The organism is Bradyrhizobium sp. NP1 (genome assembly GCF_030378205.1).
Lineage (GTDB): Bacteria > Pseudomonadota > Alphaproteobacteria > Rhizobiales > Xanthobacteraceae > Bradyrhizobium.
Map to the genome: position 1 here is coordinate 1,657,978 of NZ_CP127385.1, position 17,472 is coordinate 1,675,449.

Annotated in this window: 14 protein-coding genes; 9 read left to right on the plus strand and 5 right to left on the minus strand. The window is 66.1% G+C overall.

The window, feature by feature from the left end; all coding sequences use genetic code 11:
• Positions 1–39: 39 nt before the first annotated feature.
• The gene (locus tag QOU61_RS07920) at positions 40–1,071 is read right to left on the minus strand and encodes an LLM class flavin-dependent oxidoreductase (RefSeq protein ID WP_289657555.1); all 1,032 of its coding nucleotides are present in this window, start codon (positions 1,069–1,071) and stop codon (positions 40–42) included.
• Positions 1,072–1,400: 329 nt separating this feature from the next.
• Here QOU61_RS07920 and QOU61_RS07925 point away from each other — a divergent pair, with 329 nt between their 5' ends.
• The 8 genes from QOU61_RS07925 (at position 1,401) to QOU61_RS07960 (ending at position 11,084) form a co-directional block, all read left to right on the plus strand.
• A complete protein-coding gene (locus QOU61_RS07925; RefSeq protein WP_289657556.1) occupies positions 1,401–2,573 on the plus strand; it encodes an acetyl-CoA C-acyltransferase in 1,173 nt (390 codons plus the stop codon).
• 361 nt (positions 2,574–2,934) lie between these two features.
• The gene (locus QOU61_RS07930; protein ID WP_289661363.1) at positions 2,935–4,593 is read left to right on the plus strand and encodes a mucoidy inhibitor MuiA family protein; all 1,659 of its coding nucleotides are present in this window, start codon (positions 2,935–2,937) and stop codon (positions 4,591–4,593) included.
• A 244-nt stretch (positions 4,594–4,837) separates the two neighbouring features.
• Positions 4,838–5,497: a hypothetical protein gene (locus tag QOU61_RS07935; RefSeq protein ID WP_289657557.1), complete on the plus strand. Its 660-nt coding sequence runs from the start codon at positions 4,838–4,840 to the stop codon at positions 5,495–5,497.
• Positions 5,498–5,520: 23 nt separating this feature from the next.
• On the plus strand, positions 5,521–7,671 hold the full coding sequence (locus QOU61_RS07940) for an adenylate/guanylate cyclase domain-containing protein (RefSeq protein WP_289657558.1): 2,151 nt from the start codon (positions 5,521–5,523) through the stop codon (positions 7,669–7,671).
• Positions 7,672–7,879: 208 nt separating this feature from the next.
• Positions 7,880–8,320, plus strand: a complete 441-nt coding sequence (locus tag QOU61_RS07945) for a hypothetical protein (RefSeq protein WP_289657559.1) — start codon at positions 7,880–7,882, stop codon at positions 8,318–8,320.
• A 175-nt stretch (positions 8,321–8,495) separates the two neighbouring features.
• Entirely contained in the window at positions 8,496–9,185 is a 690-nt protein-coding gene (locus QOU61_RS07950; protein ID WP_289657560.1) for a response regulator transcription factor, read from the plus strand.
• A complete protein-coding gene (locus QOU61_RS07955) occupies positions 9,172–10,539 on the plus strand; it encodes a sensor histidine kinase (RefSeq protein WP_289657561.1) in 1,368 nt (455 codons plus the stop codon). The genes QOU61_RS07950 and QOU61_RS07955 overlap by 14 nt, the downstream gene beginning before the upstream one ends.
• 257 nt (positions 10,540–10,796) lie before the next feature.
• Positions 10,797–11,084 carry a hypothetical protein gene (locus QOU61_RS07960; RefSeq protein ID WP_289657562.1) on the plus strand — a complete coding sequence of 96 codons (288 nt, stop codon included), beginning with the start codon at positions 10,797–10,799 and terminating at the stop codon, positions 11,082–11,084.
• A 282-nt stretch (positions 11,085–11,366) separates the two neighbouring features.
• On the opposite strand, the gene QOU61_RS07965 is transcribed toward QOU61_RS07960, so the two are convergent.
• Positions 11,367–12,410, minus strand: coding sequence for a C-terminal binding protein (locus QOU61_RS07965; protein ID WP_289657563.1), 1,044 nt, complete (start codon positions 12,408–12,410; stop codon positions 11,367–11,369).
• A gap of 204 nt (positions 12,411–12,614) precedes the next feature.
• On the opposite strand from QOU61_RS07965, the gene QOU61_RS07970 reads away from it, so the two are divergent.
• A complete protein-coding gene (locus QOU61_RS07970; protein ID WP_289657564.1) occupies positions 12,615–14,300 on the plus strand; it encodes a methyl-accepting chemotaxis protein in 1,686 nt (561 codons plus the stop codon).
• 103 nt (positions 14,301–14,403) lie between these two features.
• Here the strand turns inward: QOU61_RS07970 and QOU61_RS07975 are convergent, their stop codons facing one another.
• From QOU61_RS07975 to QOU61_RS07985, 3 genes are all read right to left on the minus strand, one after another.
• Positions 14,404–15,318 (minus strand): DMT family transporter, encoded by a 915-nt coding sequence (locus QOU61_RS07975; protein ID WP_289657565.1) that lies wholly within the window; start codon positions 15,316–15,318, stop codon positions 14,404–14,406.
• A 114-nt stretch (positions 15,319–15,432) separates the two neighbouring features.
• Positions 15,433–16,278: a metal-dependent phosphohydrolase gene (locus QOU61_RS07980; RefSeq protein WP_289661365.1), complete on the minus strand. Its 846-nt coding sequence runs from the start codon at positions 16,276–16,278 to the stop codon at positions 15,433–15,435.
• Between the two features lie 105 nt (positions 16,279–16,383).
• The gene (locus tag QOU61_RS07985) at positions 16,384–17,319 is read right to left on the minus strand and encodes a DMT family transporter (protein ID WP_289657566.1); all 936 of its coding nucleotides are present in this window, start codon (positions 17,317–17,319) and stop codon (positions 16,384–16,386) included.
• Between the last annotated feature and the right edge of the window lie 153 nt (positions 17,320–17,472).

Sequence of the window (17,472 nt, forward strand, 5' to 3'; positions counted from 1 at the left end):
CGATGCCGTGGGCGCGGCGAAAGGAGCCGTCAGAGCCGCTTACGCCAGCATGTCGCGCACCAGCGGCACGACCTTGCTTCCGTAAAGCTCGATGCTGTGCATCAGCTTCTCGTGCGGCATGGGACCGGCCGAATATTTCAGCTGGAAGCGCGCAGCGCCGAGCGCCTTCACCGTCGCGGCGATCTTGCGCGCCACCGTTTCGGGCGCGCCGACATAGAGCGATCCGTGCTCGGCCTCGCGCACGAATTCGTCGCGTCCCATCGGCGGCCAGCCGCGCTCCTTGCCGATGCGGTCGCGCATGAGCTTGTAGTCCGGCCACAACTCCTCGCGCGCCTGCTGGTCGCTGTCGGCGACATAGCCGGGGGAGTGCACGCCGATCGGTATGGCCGGGCGGCCGAACTCACGGAAGGCGCGGTGATAGAGATCGACATAGGGCGCAAACCGCTTCGGGTCGCCGCCGATGATGGCCAGCATCAGCGGCAGGTCGTAGTGCGCGGCGCGGACCACCGATTCCGGGCTGCCGCCGACGCCGATCCAGGTCTTGAGCCGGCCGTGCTCGACCGGCGGAAAAACCAGCTGGTCCTTCAGCGGCGGGCGCAGCTCGCCCTGCCAGGTGACCGGCTCCTGTTTCAGCAGCGCGACGAACAGGTCGAGCTTCTCCTCGAACAGCTGTTCGTACTGGCTGATATCGAAGCCGAACAATGGAAATGACTCGGTGAACGAGCCGCGGCCGAGGATCACCTCGGCGCGGCCGTTGGAAACCGCGTCCACCGTGGCGAAGCGCTGGAATACGCGAATGGGATCATCGGAAGAGAGCACCGTCACCGCCGAGCCGAGCCGGATGTGCTCGGTGCGCGCGGCGATCGCCGACAGCACGACCTCGGGCGCAGAGATCGCGAAATCGGCGCGATGGTGTTCGCCAAGCCCGATGAAGTCGATGCCAAGCTGATCGGCCAGCACCGCTTCGTCGATGACGTTGCGGATCACCTGCGCATGCGGCAGCGCGGAGCCTGCGGCATCCCGGGTGACATCGCCAAACGTATCCAGTCCGAGTTCAAGAGAGGGGGTCATGGTCTTGATCAGGATCATGCTTTGGTGCAGGTCTCGCCCTAGTGGTCCGACGCACCGTGCAGACTTGGAGGGAAGACAAGGTCATCCGCGGCGACGAAGCGCCGTGGCCTGCGGATCAGCGACAGATAAGGGGCGATCCCGATCTTGTGAGAGCGCTTTTGCGAAACGCAGGGTTTCCGTTTGGAGCGGTATTCGCGCTGCCAGCAGCCGCTTCGCAGCCGTTCGCCCTCGCGCCCGATTTCCGCTTGACGGGAAAACCGAAAGCAATCGACCGCGACAGACGCCCATGCTAGGAAGCATATGAAGCCAGAATTCTAGGGGAGAGAAACATGCGTGAAGCCGTCATCGTATCCTATGCGCGCACGGGCCTTGCGAAGTCCGGCCGCGGCGGATTCAACATCACCCCGCCCATGAGCATCGCGGCGCATGCCATCAAGCATGCGGTGGAACGCGCCGGCGTCGACAAGGACTATGTCGAGGACTGCTATCTCGGCAACTGCGCGCATCTTTCGAGCAATATCGGCCGCGAGGCGGCGCTGCTCGCCGGCATGCCGAAGACCACCGCCGGCGTCTCCGTCAACCGCTTCTGCTCCTCGGGCCTGCAGACCATCGCAATGGCCGCGAACCATATCCGCTCCGACGGTGCCGACTGCATCGTCGCCGGCGGCGTCGAGAGCATCTCCGTTCCCGGCGGCGGCGTGCCGAAGGAGGCCAAGGACGCCGAGCTCCTCAAATACGCGCCGGACATCTACATGGCGATGATCGACACCGCCGACATCGTCGCCGACCGCTACAAGATCAGCCGGGAGTACCAGGACGAGTTCTCGCTGGAATCGCAGCGCCGCATGGCCGCCGCGCAGCAGGCCAACAAGTTCAAGGACGAGATCGTCCCGATGAAGACCAAGATGAAGGTCGTCAACAAGGAGACGAAGGAAGAGAGCATCGTCGATTACACCGTGACGCGCGACGAGTGCAACCGGCCGGACACGACGATGGAGGGGCTCGCCAAGCTCGAGCCGGTGAAGGGCCCGGGCAAATTCGTCACCGCCGGCAATGCCAGCCAGCTCTCCGACGGCGCCGCCGCCGTGGTGCTGATGGAGGCCAAGGACGCCGAGAAGCGCGGCCTCAAGCCGCTCGGCCGCTTCGTGGCCTGGTCGGTCGCGGGCTGCGAGCCGGACGAGATGGGCATCGGCCCGGTGTTCGCCGTGCCGAAGCTCTTGAAGCGCCACGGCTTGAAGATCGACGACATCGACATCTGGGAGCTCAACGAGGCCTTCGCCAGCCAGTGCCTGTATTGCCGCGACCAGCTCGGCATCGATCCCGCCAAGTACAACGTCAACGGTGGCTCGATCGCGATCGGCCATCCCTTCGGCATGACCGGCGCGCGGCTCACCGGCCACATCCTGCAGGAAGGCCAGCGCCGCAAGGCCAAGTGGGGCGTCGTCACCATGTGCATCGGCGGTGGCCAGGGCGGCGCCGGCCTGTTCGAGATCTACAGCTGACGCGTCGCCGGCGCTAAAGCGCGCCGCGGCCGTTCATCAAGATGAAGCAGCACGGCAGGCATTGCCGTGCTGCTTTTTTGTGACCGCCTCTCGCCCTGCGACTTTCGGTCTCGGCCGGCGCATGATCGCGGAAAAGCGGATCTCGGTTTTTTCGAAAACATCTCGCTAAATCAAAAAGCTAAAGTGTGCTCGCGGTCTGCGGCGAACACCGCCGCGTTTTTGCGGCCGCCTTTGCAGCGCCTCAATCGAACCGGTTCCTAGATCGGAACGTCTCACCACTGGGGGTGGTGTGGCTTTTCTGCGCGTCCGTCCATCGGTGGCGGTTTGCGCGCGGAATTTGAGCGAATTTCGGAGGGTCATGATGCGAAGAACCGCGAAGTTGATGGTGACGACGAGCCTGGCTCTGGTTGCCGCATGGGCCGCCGTGCCGGCATCGGCGGCCGATCTCGATGCGAGCTCCGCGATCGACGCCGTCACCGTCTATCCCGACGGCGCGAGTGTCACGCGCGTCATCACGCTCGATCTGCCGTCCGGGGACAGCACGCTGGTCGCGAAGGATTTTCCGCTCGGACTCGATCCGTCCTCGCTGCGCGTCGAGGCCGAGGCGCACGGCCGGCTCACGATCGGCGCGATCGATGCGAAGCCGCCGCGGCCCGTTCCGCCGGTCGACCCTTCCGAGATCGACCGCCGCATCGAGGCGCTGAAGGACGAGCACACAGCCCTGCAGGACGCGATCACTGCGGCCGAAGCGCGGCGCAAATTCGCCGAGCGCTTTGCCAAGACCTCGCCCGCCGGCCTCGGCGACAAGGGCGAGGCGCGGCCGCTCTCGGAATGGCGCGCCGCCTTTGCCGCGGTCGCCGAGGAGGTGGCGAGCGCCAATGCCGCGATCCGCGACGCCGAGCACAAGCAGCGCGACATCGATCGCGAGACGGCGCGGCTGGAGGCGGATCGTGCGGTCAAGCCGCCGACGAAGCTCGAGGTGCGGGTCGATCTTGCCGCTGGCGAGGCCACCAGGGCGACGCTGCGGGTGACCTATGCCGTGCGCAATGCGCGCTGGACCCCGCTCTATGATGCGCGGCTCGATACTGGCGCTGCCGACCGCAAGGCGTCCATCGAGCTGGTGCGGCGGGCCGAGATCACGCAGGCGACCGGCGAGGACTGGTCCAACGTCGCGCTCGCGGTCTCCACCGTGCGCGTCGCGCGCGGCGGCAGCGCGCCGGACCTCAATTCGCTGCTCGTGCAATATCCGCAAGTCCAGCGCCCGGTGCCGCTCGGCGCCGCCGCCGACAGCGCCCGCCTGCGCTCCGCGCTCGCGCCGGCGCCGGAAGCGCCGGAGCAGTTCGCCAAGCGCGCCGAGGAGCAGCAGGCGGTCGCCGAGGTCGGCGGCTTCCAGGCGAGCTTCCGGATTCCGGGCCGCGTCAGCGTCGGTGCGAGCGAGGGCAGCAAGAGCCTGCGGATTGCGACCACGACCATCCGCCCGGATCTCGTTATCCGCGCGGCGCCGGTCGTCGATCCCACCGCGTTCCTCGAAGCGAGCTTCGTGCAGGGCGACGACGTGCCGCTGTTGCCCGGACGGATCTCGATCTACCGTGACGGCGTGTTCGTCGGCCGCAGCAGGATGGCGGCCGCCGCGCGCGACGAGACGGTGCGGCTCGGTTTCGGCGCCGACGACAGGGTTAGAATCGAACGTGCCGTGGTCAGGCGCAGCGAAGGCTCGGCCGGCCTGATCGTGGCGACAGCGAAAACCGACGAGCGCGCGTTCAAGACCACCGTGCGCAACGGCCACGACTTCCCGGTCAAGGTCGCGATCGAGGACCAGCTTCCGGTCAGCGAGAACGAGGACATCGTGGTCGAGATGCTGCCGCAGACCACGCCGCCGGCCACGACCAACGTGCACGACCGCCGTGGCGTGCTGGAATGGGCGCTCGAGGTCAAGCCCGGCGAGGCGAGGGACATCACCTTTGCCTGGCGCGTGCGCTGGCCCAAGGACAAGGGTGTGGTCATGGTGCCGGCCGGCTAGATGCGGCCGCCCGCTGTGTGATTTGGCTCACGACGCCCCTTCGCAGCCGGTCCTAATGCACGATGGCCGGAACTGGCCGGGTTCGACAAGCCCGGCCATGACGAAAGGTCTAGCCGCCCACCGAAGCGCCGAAAACATCGGCTGCGATTTTCAGTGAGGCTCCTCGCCGCTAAAATGGGAATGATTGGGCGACCGATTCCCGATCTGCTATAGCGGGAGCGCTTCGCTCTTGAGGTCATTGCAAATGAAATGCGTGTTTGCCGTCATTCTTGGCCTGCTCGGCTTGCCGGGCGCGGCGCTCGCCCAGACGCCGGTCGCCGTCGTCGAAGACGTGCAGGGCAAGGTCACCGGCGCCGAGTTCATGGACTATGTCGCGCCCGGCCAGGTCATCAAGCTTGGCGCCGGCGGCAAGGTCGTGCTCGGCTACATGAAATCCTGCGCGCGCGAGACCATCGCAGGGATAGGCACGATCATCGTCGGCAAGGAGCAGAGCGCGGTGCATCTGGCCGACTACCAGGTCGACAAGGTGGCCTGCGACGTCGGCCAGGCCGAGAAGATCGGCCGCGAGGTGAGCGAGAGCGCCGCGACCGTGGTGCGCAGCCTGAAGGAGGAACGTCCGGCGCCGCTCGTGCTGTATGGCACCTCGCCCGTCGTGATGACGGGAGAGCGCGGCAAGCTCGTGGTCGAGCGGCTCGACGCCAAGGGCGAGCGCCACGAGGTCGAGCTGACCGCGAGCTCATTGACGCGCGGGAGGTTCTACGACTTTGCGAAGGCCAACACTGCGCTTCAGCCCGGCGGCACCTATGCAGCCACGCTGAAGTCGAAGCGGGTGGTTTTCCAGATCGACGCCAAGGCCGGCCCCGGCGCCGGCCCGGTGATCGGCCGCCTGGTGTCCTTGCGTTAGCTTGAGGGAGCAAAAGCCCGGCCATGGGGCGCATCAGGCGGGACGCCATCGCGATTGTCCTGATCGCCTTTGCAAGCGGGCTCGCTTCGGTCGTTCCGCCCCTCAGCCTGATGCACGGCTGGTCGATCGACGCTCTCACGACGCTGCGCTGGGCGATGTTCGGCGCGCAGCGCGATCCGGCCACCGCGCCCGTCGCGGTCATCGCGATTGACGAGGAGACCTACGACAGCCCGCCGTTCAAGGGCTCGCCGACGCCGACCTGGACCACGGAGATCGGCCGCGTTCTTTCGGCGGTGCTCGACGGCGGCGCGAAGGTCGCCGGCTTCGACATCGTGTTCGCCAACTCGATCGAGCAGTCCGAGATTCCCTTCGGCGACGAGATGCTGGGGGCGCGGCTGCGCGGCTTCGACCGTCCCTTCCTGCGCGCGCTGGCGGCGGGCGCCTCCGCCGGCAAGGTGGTGCTTGGCGAGGTGCTGCGCAGCGACGGCGCGATCGCGCCATCGCCCGGCCAGCGCATCGCGGTCCGCCAGGCCGACAACATCCGCCCGTTGAACATCTATTCCGATCCTGACGACGTCGTCCGCCGCGTACCGCTGAGCTTTGCGGGCAAGGAGGGGAATATCCCCTCGATGGCGCTGGAGCTCGCCGCGCGCGCGCAAGGCGCACGGCCGGTGTTTGCCGAAGCCGGCGGCGTGTCGCTTGCCGGCTATCGCATTCCGGGCGCCGTGCGGAACACGATGACGCTCAACTTCGACGGAGCCAACGACGTCGCGACCTATTCGCTGGCCGACCTGCGCGCCTGCGTCGAGCGCAGCGACACCGACTTCTTTCGCCGTCACTTCGCGGGCCGGGTCGTCATCTTCGGAACGCTGCTCGATGCGACCGACCGCAAGCTCACCTCGAAGCGTTTTGCGACCGGGCGCGATCAGGCCACGGCGCCGCGCTGCGCGGGCGAGGCGGCGGCGGTCTCGCCTGCGTTCGGCCGCGGTTCGATCGCGGGCGTCTATGTTCACGCCACCGCGGTCAACAACCTGATCGCGCGCGACGCGCTGGTCGAATTCGGCCGGCCCGCGACCGTGGCGATCGCCATTCTGTTCGCGCTTGCCGCGGCCTTGGCCGCACGAATGCTGACGCCGTTCACGGCGGCCGCGGCCTGTCTTGGCCTGGCCCTGATCTGGATCGCCGGCGCGACGCTCGCCTTTCAACGCCTGCAGGTGGTGCCGCTGAGCGAGCCGTTCGCCGCCGGCCTGGTCGCGCTGGTCGTCATGAACGCCTACCGGCTGGTCGTGACCGATCGCGGGCAGCGGCTCTTGCGCAGGAGCTTCGCGCTCTACCTGGCGCCGCAGGTCATCGACAGGATGCTCGCCTCCAACAAGCTGCCGGCGCTCGGCGGGGAGACCCGCGAGGTCACGGTGTTCTTCTCCGACCTCGCGGGCTTTTCGTCGATTGCGGAGGCGATGACGCCGACCGAGCTGGTCTCGTTCATGAACGACTATCTCTCGGCGATGACCGACATCATCGAAAGCCAGGGCGGCTATGTCGACAAGTATATCGGCGATTCCATCGTCGCGGTGTTCGGCGCGCCGGTCGCCGATCACGACCACGCGCGCAATGCCGCGCGGGCGGCGCTGCTCTGCCGGGTGAGGCTGGACGAGCTCAACGAGAATTCTCCGGCCTTCCGCGGCCGCAAGGTGGCGCACCGGATGGGCCTGAATTCCGGCGAGGCGCTGGTCGGCAATATCGGATCAAAGCGGCGCTTCAACTATTCGGTGATGAGCGACGCGGTCAACGTCGCTTCCCGGCTCGAGGGCGCCAACAAATATTACGGTACGACCATCATCGCTTCGGAAACCACGGTCGGGCTCAGTGGTTCGACCTTCGTCTGGCGCGAGCTCGATGACACGCGCGTCAAGGGACGCGCGGCTGCGCTGAAGATCTACGAGCTGATGGCATTGAGTGGTGAGGCGACCCCGCAGCAGGAAGAGGCCGCGACGGCCTATGCGGAAGGTCTCGCGCAATGGCGGATGCGCGCATTCGCCGCTGCGGCGGCCTGCTTTGCCCGCGCAGCCTCGTTCGACAGGCCGTCGGCGCTGTTTCTCGATCGCGCCAACGCGCTTGCGAAAAACCCGCCGGGCGCGGGCTGGGAGCCGGTCAATGCGCTGGAGGGGAAGTGAAGCGCGGACGTATGGTGCAGCGAGCTCTGAATCATCTCGCCCCGCTCGCGGTGAGCGCATGGGCCGCATTCACCTGGCGTTCATGAACCTGACGTCCGTGTCAGAATCTGTCGCCTTAGTCATTTGAAGTCGGCGAATGATTTGGGTCTCCTGATCTCCTTCTTGCGGCGGCATCAACCGCTGCAATTCAACGGAGGAGGACATTGGGATGAGCAACGGGTTGCTTAAGTGTCTTATCGCAGGCGCGCTCGGTACGACGCTGGTTCTGGCGTCACCGGCGCTGGGCCGAGGCGGCGGTGGCATGGGAGGGGGCATGCACGGCGGCATGGGAGGCGGGATGCACGCAATGGGAGGCGGGATGCATGGCATGGGCGGAGGAATGCATTTCGCCGCCATGAGAGGCGGCCCGGCATTCGGCGGCGCGCGCTTTGCGGGTCCGCGTTTTGCAGGCGCGGCTTTCTCGCCGCGCTTTTCACACGCCGCATTCAGGCCCGGCTTCCATCACCGCTTCTTCCATCATCGCTTCCATCGCTTCGCGTTCTTTGGCGCGCCCTTCATCTATGCCTCTTACGGCTACGACGGCTGCTGGAGCAGGGTGTGGACGCGATACGGGCTGCAGTGGGTCAACGTGTGCGGGGACTACTACTGAACGTTGCCGCTGTGGATGACCGTCACCGGCGCTCCGGCGAGAGACCAGGGTGGGAGCGACCGGTGGCGGCCATCACGACGATTTGCGAGCCTCCCGAGGCGAGCTTGGGAGTAACATGCGTTGATCGCGGACGCACTGATCGAGCTCTGGGCCAGCCGTTCGGAGACAGAAGTCGATGGGAGGTCATCGCCACATTCTGGTCGTTGAGGACGATCCCGAAACCGCCGGTCAGCTCATGGAACAGCTCACCTCCAGCGGTTACCGGGTCGATCTGGCGTGCAGCGGCAGCGAGGCGCTGAGCCGTGGTGCCGCGTGCGACTATGCCGTGATCACGATCGACCGCATGCTGCCGGATATCGACGGCATCGCGGTGATGCGCCAATTGCGCGACGACGGCATCGCCGCGCCCTTCCTGATCATCAGTGCGCTCGGCGAGGTCGACGACCGGGTGCGCGGCCTGCGCGCCGGCGGCGACGACTATCTGGTCAAGCCGTTTTCCTTTGTCGAATTGCTGGCGCGGCTCGAGGCGCTCGGCCGGCGCAGCGACACCATTGCCAAGGAAACCATTTTGCGTGTCGGCGATCTCGCGATCGACCTGATCTCGCGGACGGCGAGCCGGCGCGGCAAGGAAATTTTGCTGCTGCCGCGGGAATTCCAGCTGCTCGAATACCTGGTGCGCAACGAGGGCCGCATCGTGTCCCGCGCCATGTTGCTGCAGCACGTCTGGGATCTTCATTTCGATCCCTCGACCAATATCATCGACGTCTACGTCGGGCGCGTGCGTCGCAAGGTCGACGATCAGCAGGCCTATCCGCTGATCCATACGGTTCGCGGTGTCGGGTATTGTCTCCGTGCTCCTGGCTAAGACCCTAACGTCATCGACGTTCAAGCTGGCCCTGATTGCGATCGCGACCTTTGGCCTGCTCGCGTCGGCTATTTTCATCTACGTCTATTTGTCCACCGCCTCCTACGTGCGGAGCCGGTCGGATCGGGCCATCATGACCGAGCATGCGAGCCTGCGCGACGCTTACGAGAAGTCAGGACGCGACGGGCTGATCGCGCTGATCCGGCAACGGATGGCCGACAAGAGCTTTGCCGAGCACGTCTACATGCTCGCGGATCCTTCATCGGCCGTGCTTGCCGGCAACCTCGAACGATGGCCGCAGGCGGCCGCGGCGCCTTCGGGATGGACGGAATTCCACGCAAGCGCACCGTTGCCCGGCGGGCTGGTGCGCGGAATGCTCGATACGCTTCCAGGCGGCGATCGGTTGCTGGTTGGCAGGGACATCAGCGACCTCGGCACCTATACCGGCCAGATCAAGACCGCCGTGATCCTGGTCATTGCGTTGATGTTCGTGATCGCGGCGGCCGCGACCGTCCTGGTGACGCGCCGAACCGTGGGGCGGATCGAGCAGATCAACGCCACCAGCCGGGCCATCATGCAGACCGGGCTCGACCAGCGCATCCCGCTCCGCGGCAGCAACGACGAATGGGATCGCGTGGCCGAAAACCTCAATCTGATGCTGGACCGCATCGAGACATTGATGGGGGAGGTCAAGCAGATGAGCGACAACGTCGCGCACGATCTTCGTACGCCGCTGACGCGGATGCGCGGGCGGCTGGAGAAGGCCTATCATGGCGAGCGCGGCGGCTCGGATGACCAATCGCTGATCGGCGACACCATCGCCGACCTCGATGCGGTGTTGCGGATATTTTCCTCCATCACGCGGATCGCGCAGATCGAGGCCCAGGCGCGCATGGGCGCGTTCCGCACCGTGAACCTGGTCGAGATCGCAAGCGAGGTCGTCGAATTGTACGACGCCGCCGCCGAACAGGACGGCACCTGTCTCGCCGTTGCCGGAGATCGCGAAGTTCTGGTGACCGGCGACCGCGACCTGCTCTTCGATGCCATCGCCAATCTCGTCGACAACGCGATCAAGCACGGTCGCGCCGGGGGCCATGTCGTCGTTGCCAGCGAAAATGCCGACGGCCGGCCGGTGATCTCCATCTCTGACGACGGCCCCGGCATCCCCACCGGCGAACACGAGCACGTCTTCAAGCGCTTCTATCGCCTCGAGCAAAGCCGCTACGCGCCGGGCAACGGCCTTGGGCTCAGCCTGGTTGCCGCGGTTGCCCGTCTGCACGGCGCGCGGATCGAAATGCGCGACAACGCGCCCGGCCTGAAATTCAGACTCTGGTTTGCTGCACCGGTTGGCTAAAGCGCGATGGAATCAGGTGGAATCGCCATCGCGCTTTGGCTCATGATTGAGCATGATCTCCGCGCAAACGCATTCGGCGTTTGTCGCGAGGGAAAACCGTTACTCGTTTTTCCGGATCATGCTCCAGGCGGGATGGAGCGCTGGCATCCGGCGATGAGCCGGGGCGGCGGATTCATGGGCGTGAAAGGGCGGTCCGCCATTGCAAACGATGCCAACCGGGTAGAACATCCGCGGGGCTGCTACCTCGGGGAAAAGCAATGAAGGTCCTTGCCGCGACTCTTGCCTTGCTTGTTTCAAGTGCTGCCGCCGCCCAGGAGTGCAAGACATGCGGGCTGGCCGATGCCTGCATCAAGGCGTACGGTCAGGCGGCGGTGGAGGCGCAACGGGCCACCAAGCAGGCCGTCCGGGATTGGAAGCAGAACCTCGACAAAAAGGCTTCCGCGGAATTCGCCAGCAGGGGCACGGTCGCGCTGCAGGACGCCATGGAGACGCAGGTTCGTTCGGAGCTTGACCGGTTGAAGGAATGCCTGGGCAAGATCAGGTAGCGAGGCAGGCGTGAATGCGCCGGCGGGGAAGCAGGGCGCGGCTTTCTACCCTCCCCAGGAGGGGTCGAGACGAGCGAAGCTCGCTCTTGGGTCGACGAGCAACGCGTAGCGGTGCGAGGCGGGGTGGGGTGAAATTATGGGCTGGAAGACACCCACCCCCGATCGCTCATTTCATTCGCGCGTAGCCGAAGCTTCGCTTCGGCATCTTCAAAGGACGGCCGCCAAGGGCGGCCTATGCCTCCCCCTCCAGGGGAGGGTGTCCAGCCGGTTTCGCGGATAGCCTCAGCTGTTCGGGCCGCGGTCCATGCTGACCGGCTGCCAGCGCTTCAGCGCGGTATTCTGCAGCACCGCCGGATTGACGCAGGAGACCGGCCACATCCCCTGCAGCACCAGCGACAATTCGTAGCCGACGCGACGCTTGCGCGCCTCGTCGAAGCGCGCCGAGGCCGAGGCGACGTGGGCGGTCAGCGTCACGTTGTCCATGCGCAGCATCGGATTGTTGTGCGAAGGCGGCTCCTTCTCCAGCACGTCGAGTGCGGCGTGCGCGATCCAGCCTTCCTGCAGCGCCTTGATCAGCGCTTCCTCGTCCACGGTGGCGCCGCGCCCGGTATTGATGAAGATCGCGTTCTTCTTCATCTGCCGGAAATGCTTCTCGGAGAGCATGTGGTGCACTTCAGGGCGCGCCGGCGCGTGCATCGACACGAAGTCGGATTGCGACAGCACTTCCGACAAGGTCGCCGGCATCACGCCGTGATCGTACATCAGCGTTTCCTGGATGAAGGGATCGAACGCCATCAAGCGCAGGCCGAACGGCGCGGCGCGCTTGGCAACCGCGCGCGCGACGCGGCCGAACGAGATGAAGCCGAGCGTCTGGCCCATCAGGCGCGGGATCTTGAGCAGCGCCGGCCGGCCCTCGGCCCAGCGGCCCTCGCGCACCATCCTGTCCTGCTCGACCAGGCGGCGGAAGCCTGCGAGCAGCAGCATCATGGCGTGGTCGGCGACCTCCTCGATGAAGGTGTCGGGAATGTTGGTGACGGGAATGCCGCGCGCGCTCGCCGCCTTGACGTCGACGCTGTCGACGCCGACGCTGCCGAGCGTGATGACCTTGCAGTTCTGCAAGCTGTCGATGATCGCCTTCGTGATCGGCATCCCCTTGGCGTAGATCGCATCGGCGCTCTTTGCGGCCGCGATGAACTCGGCCTCGTTCGCGGGCGCCTCGACGATCTCCGCGCCGATCGGATCGAGCGCCTCCCTCTCATAGGAATAGTCGCCGCCGGCGACCGTGAAACTCGCGCCCTTCGGCGTCACCACCCTGAACTTCGGCATCAGCTGCTCCCGATCCTGATCTTGTTGATTGTTGCACGACTACGAGTTGTTCCGCCTTCGATGTTCGCCTTTTCATCGCCATTCGGCGAGCTTGCTCGCCAAGCCCTTGTAAAGGCGGAGCTTCGTAACCCGATGGTAAAGAATTTCACTATAACGTGATGGCGTTTCCCGCCAATGCCTCGCGCCTTCCCCCGGAGAAATGCCTTGAAGTTGAACAACCTTACGATCGCCCCGAAGCTCGGGATGCTGATCGCTGTGACGCTGGTCGGCCTCTGCATCGCAGGCGGCCTTGCCGGTTACCTGATGCAGCAGGAGATGCTGCGGGCCCGCGTCGACCAGACCAAATCGATCGTCGAGATGGCGCGCAACATGGCGCTCGAGCTCAAGAAGCAGGTCGACGCCGGCCAGATCACCAGGGAGCAGGCGATGGCCCAGTTCCGCCAGCTCGGCAATGCCATGACCTACGACCACGGCTCGGGCTATCTGTTCGGCACCTCCTATGACGGCATCACCCAGCTCGCGCCCGATCCGAAGCAGATCGGCACCAACCGCATGGACGTGGTGACCAACGGCCGCAAGCTTTCCTATGAGCTGATGGACGGCGCCAAGGCCAATGGCGAAATCCTGCTCAAATATGAATATGTGAAGCCCGGCCAGGAGACGCCGATCCGCAAGATCGGCTACGCCGTCGCGATCCCCGGCTTCGACATGTATGTCGGCACCGGCGCCTATCTCGACGATCTCGACGCCAAGCTGAAGCCGATCGCGTGGGTGCTCGGCCTTGCCATTCTCGGCATCGCCGCGATCTCGGGCGTGATCGCCTGGCTGATCGGCCGCAGCATCAGCCGGCCGCTCGCCGCACTCGGCACCCGCATGCAGGATCTCGCCGAAGGCCGGCTCGACGGCGAAATTCCCGGCGTCGGCCGCGGCGACGAGGTCGGCAAGATGGCGGCCACGGTGCAGATCTTCAAGGACAACGCGCTGCGCATCCGCGATCTCGAAAAGGCCGAAGGCGAGCGGCAGGCGCGCGCCGCCGCCGACCGTCAAGCGGCGATGCAGGCCATCGCCGACGATTTCGAGCGCAGCGTCAACGGCATCGTCCGCTCGGTGTCGCAGGCTGCCGCCGGCATGCAGACCACGGCGCAGTCGATGACCTCGACCGCGAGCGACGCCAGCGCGCGCGCTGCGACCGTCAGCTCCGCCTCCGAGACCGCTTCCAGCAATGTCGGCACGGTCGCGGCCGCCGCCGAGGAGCTGTCGAGCTCGGTGACGGAGATTTCGCGGCAGGTGACGCGCTCGAGCGAGATCGCCAGCAAGGCGGTGAACGACGCCGAGCGCACCAATTCCACGGTCCAGGTGCTCTCCAGCGGCGCCGAGAAGATCGGCGAGGTGGTCAAGCTGATCCACTCGATCGCGGCGCAGACCAACCTGCTCGCGCTCAATGCCACCATCGAGGCGGCGCGCGCCGGCGAATCCGGCCGCGGCTTCGCGGTGGTCGCTTCCGAGGTGAAGGCGCTCGCCAATCAGACCGCGAAGGCCACCGAGGAGATCTCGGCCCAGGTCGCCGCGATGCAGGCTTCCACCGGCGATGCGGTCGCCGCCATCAACGGCATCACCGAGACCATCAGCCAGATGAGCCAGATCACGGTGTCGATCTCGACCTCGATCGAGCAGCAGGGTGAGGCGACGCGGGAGATCGCGCGCAACATCCAGTCGGTCGCGGCGGGCTCGAGCGAGATCAGCACCCATATCGGCGGCGTCACCGCGGCGGCCGCCGCCACCGGAACGGCGGCGACGGACGTGCTCTCCAACGCGCGCGAGCTCGACAACCAGTCGGGCATGCTGCGCACCGCGGTCGAGGGTTTTCTGACCAAGGTGCGCGCCGCCTAGCGCCGGCGCATCATCGCAGGGTGGGCAAAGCGTCAGCGTGCCCACCACGCCGGAGACGGTGGGCACGGCGCTTCGCGCCTTTGCCCATACTGCACTCTAGCCGTTAGGCCGAGGCGCGGCGCGATGCGATCACCACGCCCGCCAGCACCAGGGCGTAGCCGATGATGTGGAAGACCCGCAGCTCTTCGCCGAGCAGCGCGATCGCCATGATGGAGCCGAACACCGGCATCAAATGGAAGAACGGCGCCGCGCGGTTTGGTCCGATCATTGCGATGCCGCGGTTGAAGAACAGATAGGCGAGCGTCGAGGGAAAGATCGTCACGTAGATCAGCGTGCCCGCCGTCACGAGGTCCGGCTTCAGCGTGAAGCCGGTGAAAAATTCCCAGGCCGAGAACGGCAGCAGCAGCAGCGCGCCGCAGCCGGTGGTGAACACGATCAGCGACAGCGGATGCGTCTTCGGGCGGCGCGGCATCAGCGCCGAATAGAGCCCGAACGCGAGCAGCGTGCCGGCCAGCGCCAGATCGCCCTTGTTGAAGCGAATGGTGGCAAGCGTCGCGAAGTCGCCGCGCAGGATGATGGTGAGCACGCCGGCGAGCGACAGCATGATGCCCGCGAACTGTGCCGCCGTCAGCCGCACGCCGAACAGCAGCAGCGACCACAGCGCCACGAACAGCGGGCCCGATGACTGCATCAACAGCGCGTTGAGCGCCTGGGTGTGCTGCAGCCCCCAGTAGGAAAGCGCGTTGTTGATGGCAAAGCCGGTCGCCGACAACAGGACCAGCAGCGGCAGCTGCGCGCGCATCGCCGGCCAGTCCCGCTTCAGGTAAGAGTGCGCGAACGGCAGCAGCATGAGGAAGCTGCCGATCCAGCGCACGCAGGACAGCGTCAGCGGCGGCACGTGGCCCGCGACATAGCGTCCGAGCACGATGTTGCCGGCCCAGAACAGCGAGGTCAGGCTGAGCAGCAGGTAGGGCTGGCTGTTGAGCCAGCGGAGGGGCGAGTGGGTCTTGCTGGGCAAGGCGCTGGAATTTAACGGCTTCGGACCAGTCTCTTGTGCCCGAAAAATCCGCCGCTACAAGCCGTGCCAGCGGATTGGTGCCATGCGGCGCGGCGGCGGCGCGGACCGCGAACGCTATTTCTGCGGGCCCGACAGCGCGATGTCGCGCTCGGCACGAAAAACGTTGCTGTAGAGGTTGGCAATCCACTGCCGGCCGCTGGCGGTGACGTTGAGGTAGCGGATCGCGGTCTGCACATGCGGCGCGACGCTGTTCCAGTAGAATTGCGGATAGAGGTTGACGAGGTCGGCCGGCGAGGAATAGCCGAGCTGCCGGTTGAGCCCGGCTTCCTCGAACTCGTGATAGAGCGCGTTCGCCTTGCGGATGTAGTGGGGGTCGCCGAGCTGGCCGATCAGGTCGGCCGCCCGCAGCAATGCCGCCTCCTCGCCGAGTTCCTCCTGATCGCTCGGAATGCTCGACGGAAAGCGCGTCCCATCGATGGCGCGCGCGATGCGGTACCGGTCGAGCAGCGTGGTGCCCGCGATCCGCTCCATCACGAACATCTTCGAACGGTCGACATGGTAGGACATCAGCGCCGCGTCCGAGGCGCCGCGCGGCAGCGCCACCTTGCCGCCGGCTTCATCGACCAGGTAGCCGTCGCAGTCGTCGGCGCGGAACACGCCGCGGACATAGCCGATGTCGTGGGTCAGGCAGGCGACGATCACATGCGCGTAGTCTTCGGCCGGCATGTGGCTGTGGAGCGCGCGGCCGCGAAGGATGTCGTGTCCGGCGAGCGTCACCAGCATGGTGTGCTCGACATTGTGGTACAGCGCGTCGCTGTTGCCGATGCATTCCAGTGCGATGCGGGCGATCGAGGGCACCATCTCGACCAGATGGGTCTGCGACGAGCCGAAGCGGCGGCGCATGTAATTGCCGATAAATTCGCCCAGCGCGTCGGCGGCGAGCTCCGGAACGGTGATCATCATGGATCGCCTCTGACCGGTGCGGGGCGCGCGCAAGGCGCCCGCACGCAGTTGCCAGTCTAGCGGGGCGTTATGACACATTCTTTGCGGCTGGCGCCATGACGGCTAGCCCGCGCGGGCGGGCCTGCGCGAGGCGACGAACACGCCCGACAGCACCAGCGCGAAGCCGATGACGTGGAAGGCCTGCGGATGCTCGCCGAGGAAGGTGATCGCCATCACGGAGCCGAACACCGGCACCACGTGGAAGAACGGCGCGGCGCGGTTGGCGCCGATCATCTGTATTCCACGGTTGAAGCAAAGATAGGCGAGGGTGGAGGGAAACACCGCGACATAGAACAGCGACAGCAGATTGGGGACGTTGAGCGCCATCACCGGCCGGGCGAGCAGTTCCCAGATCAGCAGCGGGATCAGGCAGGCGGCGCCGCAGCCGAAGGTGAAGGCGACGAACGACAGGCTGTGGATCGCCGGACGCTTCAGCGTCATCACCGAATAGAAGCCGAACACCACGAGTGCGGAGACGAAGATGACGTCGCCGCGGTTGAACTCGATTCCCCTGAGCCTGGTGAGGTCGCCATGCAGCAGGATCGCCAGTACCCCGATCATCGACAGCACGACGCCGAAGGCCTGCGCCAGCGTCAGCCGCACGCCGAGCAGGATCAGCGACCACACCGCGATGATCAGCGGCGCGGCCGACTGCAACAGCAGCGTGTTCAGCGCCTGGGTATATTCCAGCGCCAGGTATTGCGCGGTGTTGAACGCCGCGATCCCCGTGAACGACAGCAGCACCATGATGCCGAGCTTGGCACGGATCGCGGGCCAGTCCGCAACCAGATGCTTCCAGGCAAACGGCAGGATGATCAGGAATGCGAGTCCCCAGCGCAGGAACGACAGCGTCACCGGGGGAATCTGCCCGGCGGCAAGCCGCCCGACGATGGCGTTGCCGGCCCAGCACAGCGCGGTGAAGCTGAGCAGGAGATAGGGCTGGTTGACGAGCCAGTGGCCGGAACGCGCGGCGCGCGAGGCTGGGTCGGAAACGGACATGAAGAAGCTTGCGGGGTCGGACGGTCGTTGGCCGGTTCGAGGCGGTGGCCGGTTCGGAGCGGTGGCCGGTTGGGGCGCCGCGGCCCGGCCCGGCATCCATGGCTGGGCCGGCCGCCCCCACAGACACCGATTTTCGCCGCCCAGCAACGGTCG

What these genes read in the sequence shown, in the direction of transcription:
- QOU61_RS07960 (WP_289657562.1), top strand. Translation starts at nt 10,797, where the DNA reads ATGAAGGTCCTTGCCGCGACTCTTGCCTTGCTTGTTTCAAGTGCTGCC.
- QOU61_RS07965 (WP_289657563.1), bottom strand. Translation starts at nt 12,410, where the DNA reads ATGCCGAAGTTCAGGGTGGTGACGCCGAAGGGCGCGAGTTTCACGGTC.
- QOU61_RS07950 (WP_289657560.1), top strand. Translation starts at nt 8,496, where the DNA reads ATGGGAGGTCATCGCCACATTCTGGTCGTTGAGGACGATCCCGAAACC.
- QOU61_RS07940 (WP_289657558.1), top strand. Translation starts at nt 5,521, where the DNA reads ATGGGGCGCATCAGGCGGGACGCCATCGCGATTGTCCTGATCGCCTTT.
- QOU61_RS07925 (WP_289657556.1), top strand. Translation starts at nt 1,401, where the DNA reads ATGCGTGAAGCCGTCATCGTATCCTATGCGCGCACGGGCCTTGCGAAG.
- QOU61_RS07985 (WP_289657566.1), bottom strand. Translation starts at nt 17,319, where the DNA reads ATGTCCGTTTCCGACCCAGCCTCGCGCGCCGCGCGTTCCGGCCACTGG.
- QOU61_RS07920 (WP_289657555.1), bottom strand. Translation starts at nt 1,071, where the DNA reads ATGACCCCCTCTCTTGAACTCGGACTGGATACGTTTGGCGATGTCACC.
- QOU61_RS07930 (WP_289661363.1), top strand. Translation starts at nt 2,935, where the DNA reads ATGCGAAGAACCGCGAAGTTGATGGTGACGACGAGCCTGGCTCTGGTT.
- QOU61_RS07935 (WP_289657557.1), top strand. Translation starts at nt 4,838, where the DNA reads ATGAAATGCGTGTTTGCCGTCATTCTTGGCCTGCTCGGCTTGCCGGGC.
- QOU61_RS07980 (WP_289661365.1), bottom strand. Translation starts at nt 16,278, where the DNA reads ATGATCACCGTTCCGGAGCTCGCCGCCGACGCGCTGGGCGAATTTATC.
- QOU61_RS07945 (WP_289657559.1), top strand. Translation starts at nt 7,880, where the DNA reads ATGAGCAACGGGTTGCTTAAGTGTCTTATCGCAGGCGCGCTCGGTACG.